This is a genomic window from Natrinema soli (genome assembly GCF_028618695.1).
This window is the reverse complement of the sequence record NZ_JAQIVI010000254.1, coordinates 1-3,072: the sequence shown is the minus strand read 5'-3', so window position 1 is coordinate 3,072 and position 3,072 is coordinate 1. Positions and strand designations below refer to the sequence as shown.

The 3,072-nt window shown below is 66.6% G+C and carries 4 protein-coding genes and 1 pseudogene; 4 read left to right on the top strand and 1 reads right to left on the bottom strand.

What is annotated here, in order from left to right; all coding sequences use genetic code 11:
- The 4 genes from PGX04_RS16170 to PGX04_RS16155 form a co-directional block, all read left to right on the top strand.
- Nucleotides 1-192, top strand: a 192-nt coding sequence (locus PGX04_RS16170; RefSeq protein ID WP_273739452.1) for a universal stress protein, incomplete at its 5' end; no start/stop codon positions are given.
- Between the two features lie 77 nt (nucleotides 193-269).
- Nucleotides 270-1,550, top strand: coding sequence for a DHH family phosphoesterase (locus PGX04_RS16165; protein WP_273739451.1), 1,281 nt, complete (start codon nucleotides 270-272; stop codon nucleotides 1,548-1,550).
- A 364-nt stretch (nucleotides 1,551-1,914) separates the two neighbouring features.
- Nucleotides 1,915-2,184 carry a hypothetical protein gene (locus PGX04_RS16160; protein WP_273739450.1) on the top strand — a complete coding sequence of 90 codons (270 nt, stop codon included), beginning with the start codon at nucleotides 1,915-1,917 and terminating at the stop codon, nucleotides 2,182-2,184.
- Nucleotides 2,181-2,627: a hypothetical protein gene (locus PGX04_RS16155; protein WP_273739449.1), complete on the top strand. Its 447-nt coding sequence runs from the start codon at nucleotides 2,181-2,183 to the stop codon at nucleotides 2,625-2,627. Before PGX04_RS16160 ends, PGX04_RS16155 begins: the two co-directional genes overlap by 4 nt.
- A gap of 272 nt (nucleotides 2,628-2,899) precedes the next feature.
- Here PGX04_RS16155 and PGX04_RS34680 read toward each other — a convergent pair.
- Nucleotides 2,900-3,072, bottom strand: a pseudogene (locus tag PGX04_RS34680) (desampylase); the annotation flags it as partial.

Genomic DNA, 3,072 nt, shown 5'->3' with positions numbered 1-3,072 from the left:
GAGGTCGACGCCGACGTGGTCGCGACCGGGACCCGCGGTCGCCATGGCGAGAACCGCCTCCTGCTCGGCAGCGTCGCAGAGCGGATCGTCCGGACCTCGCCCGTCCCCGTGTTGACGGTGCGCCAACTCGAGCCGACGGGCGACGATAAAGATGACGATGCCGCAAGCGAGGAGGTATCCGCAGACGCCTGATCCGAGCGACGGCAGTCGCTGGCCCGCCAGCTCGCGATATCGGCGGTTACTTCCCCGCCGGTCACGCAGCACGTATCATGTACGACGAACTCATTCAGAGCGGCGATCTGTCGCTCGCCCGGAAATCAGTACTGCCGGGAACCGGCTTCTTCCTGCCCGATACGCTCGAGGAGGACCTCGAGGACCAGCAGACCGCAGCCGCCCTCGAGGGGGCCGAGGTCGCGGTCATCGCGGACCCGGACGCCGACGGGCTGGCCTGCGTCGCGCTCATCCGGGAGGCCTACGGCGACGTTCGGAACGTGCCGGAGCCGGACGACGATGACGACGATAATGGGAGTGACGATCAGCCGGAGCCGGTCGCCGACGCGACGGACGACGCCGACGAACAGAACGTCGTCATCGCGGCCGGCGACGCCGAAGAGCCGCTCGAGGAACCCGAACCGACACCCCACGAAGTCGCGCTCATTCCCGCGAGCCCCCACAACGTCGAGGACGCGCTGGCTCGCGTCGCGGAGTACGGCGACGAGGGGATCGATTGCTTCGTCTGCGACCTCGCGCCGGACCGGTACGAGTACGTCGAGACGGAGCTCGCCGCGGCACTCGAGACCGCCGACCGCGTCGCGTGGTACGACCACCACCAGTGGGGCGACGATGTCGCACAGGCGGTCCGCGACGCCGGCGTCGACCTCGTGGTCGGCGACTCCGACGAGGAGTGCAGCGCCGATGTAGTCTACCGCTCGCTCGAGCACGAGTTCGGTCCGATGTACGAGGAACTCGCGGCCGTCACCCGGGATCACGACCTCTGGCTGCGCGAGGACCCGCGCAGCGACGACCTCGCGGACTACGCCTACTGGACCGACCCCGCGGAGTACGTCGAGGTCGTCCGCGAGTACGGCGTCGACCTGCCCGAGTGGGTCACGGACTACATCGCCGAGCGCCGCGTCGAGAAGGAGGCGCTCATCGATCAGGCGGTCGGTCGAGCCGAACTTCGCGAGATCGGTGGCTACACGGTCGGCATTACCTACGGCCGCTGTTCGCAAAACGAGGTCGCCGAGGCGATGCGCGAACAGGGAGCCGACGCCTCGGTGATCGTCAAACCCGCCGGCTCGGCCTCCATTCGGGGCACCGACGAGTTCGAACTGTGCCACGAGGTCGCGGGGAAGGTCAACGGCGGCGGCCATCCCAAGGCCGCGGGCTGCAAGCCCGACATCTACGACGATATGCTCGACTACGCGAACCACTGGACGACCCGCGGGGCCGTGACGAAGCGCGTCATCCTCGACGCGTTCCGAGACGTCGTCGCGGAAGCGGACGAAGAAGCCGACGGCGACGCGGACACGGACGCGAGCGAGGACTGACCGACTCGAGAATCTGCCCGACCCGTTTTTGTCTCTAGCACAGAATCCGTGACCGTCAGTGGACGGTCAATAGAGGGGAGTTGCAGCTCACTCCGGACTGGCCACCCAGCGGGCGGTGGCGCGCGCTGTGTCGCGGCGAATTGCGAGGCCTGAACGAAGTGACGGTCTCGGTACTGTGAGCGGTGACCGGAGAGAACCGCGAACCGATTGGTGAGCCGCGACCCGACCTGCGCGTGGTCGTCGCGAGTAGTGCGGGACCGGCGGTCCCGCATACCGTGCGAACGGTGCGCGGTTCGGAGCGAACAGAGTGAGCGAGAACCGCGGGAACGCGAACGGTGAGTGAAACGAGCCGTGAGTAAACAGAGTGAGCGAGAACCGCGTGGTGAACGGCCGCTCCGCCGCCGTGAGCAGGCGGGCGCGAAGCGCCCGTGAGGAGAAACCGGCTGGGGAGGGTGTGGATATCCCGTGTTGCCACGCGAGCAGGCCGCTTGTTCCCGGGATGGCAGATCAAACGAACTCCGACCACCACCCGTTTCCGCCGCTCATCACGAAACGGAAGCGTACGTTTACGGTTCCGAAGCCGATAGCTTCCAGTATGATCGCCGACACCGACGAGACGGGGGATGTCAGATGACGGGAACGCGGAAAGACTCGAGCGAGTCACCGTCCGAACTTCGCGAGGAAGCCGCCGAGTGCGACGAAATCGCCGACGCCCTCGAGGACCTGCTCGCGGAGCTGCGCGACGAGGAGATCAAGGACTCGCGACTCGAGGGACTGTTCGACGAGGTGAGCTCGAGCGATCCGAACATCTGGAACATCGTGAGCGCGTTCATCGACGTCGAAGACGGCGAGGCGGTGGTCACGGACGAGTCGAAGCTGGCACAGGGAAGCTGGGCCCCCGAGATCGTCGAGGGCTGTGACACGATGATCACCCTCGATATCGAGTACGGGATGATGCCCGACGAGTTCAAATACACCGCCGGAAAGAAACTGAGCCGGCGGATCGAGGAGTTCCGCGAGCGGGCTGCCGAGGCGCGGCAACGGGCCGACGACCTCGAGGACACTGACGACGAGTGAGACCGACCGCAGAGAGGCTGGCACCCTTTCGGTACAGACGAACGATCGTGGGACAGCCGTCCGGTCACGCTATCGTGACTGTCACTCGCGGGCTGCGAAAGAATGACATCCGACCGGTGCCAACCCTCGAATGACGGTTCCTAGGAATCGTCGACGTGCCGGGCGGACGGGGGCGTGCCCGTCACGTCTTTTTCGCGTCCCGTCCAGTTCAGACGATGGGACGCTCACCGCTGGCCGACGAGTGAGAGCCATTGCTCTGTGAACACCGGCCCTCAATCGACGACGAGTGCTTCTCGCTCGAACCGGCCCCCGGGTGCATCGGTTCCGCGGGCGCTCTCATCACCCGTCCGCCAGCGCCACGACCCTACCTCGAGCGGCTCGAGCGAGACGATCAGATACGACCGATCGGGCCACGTCGCCCGCGCGGCGTCGGTCGCGCTCGGCC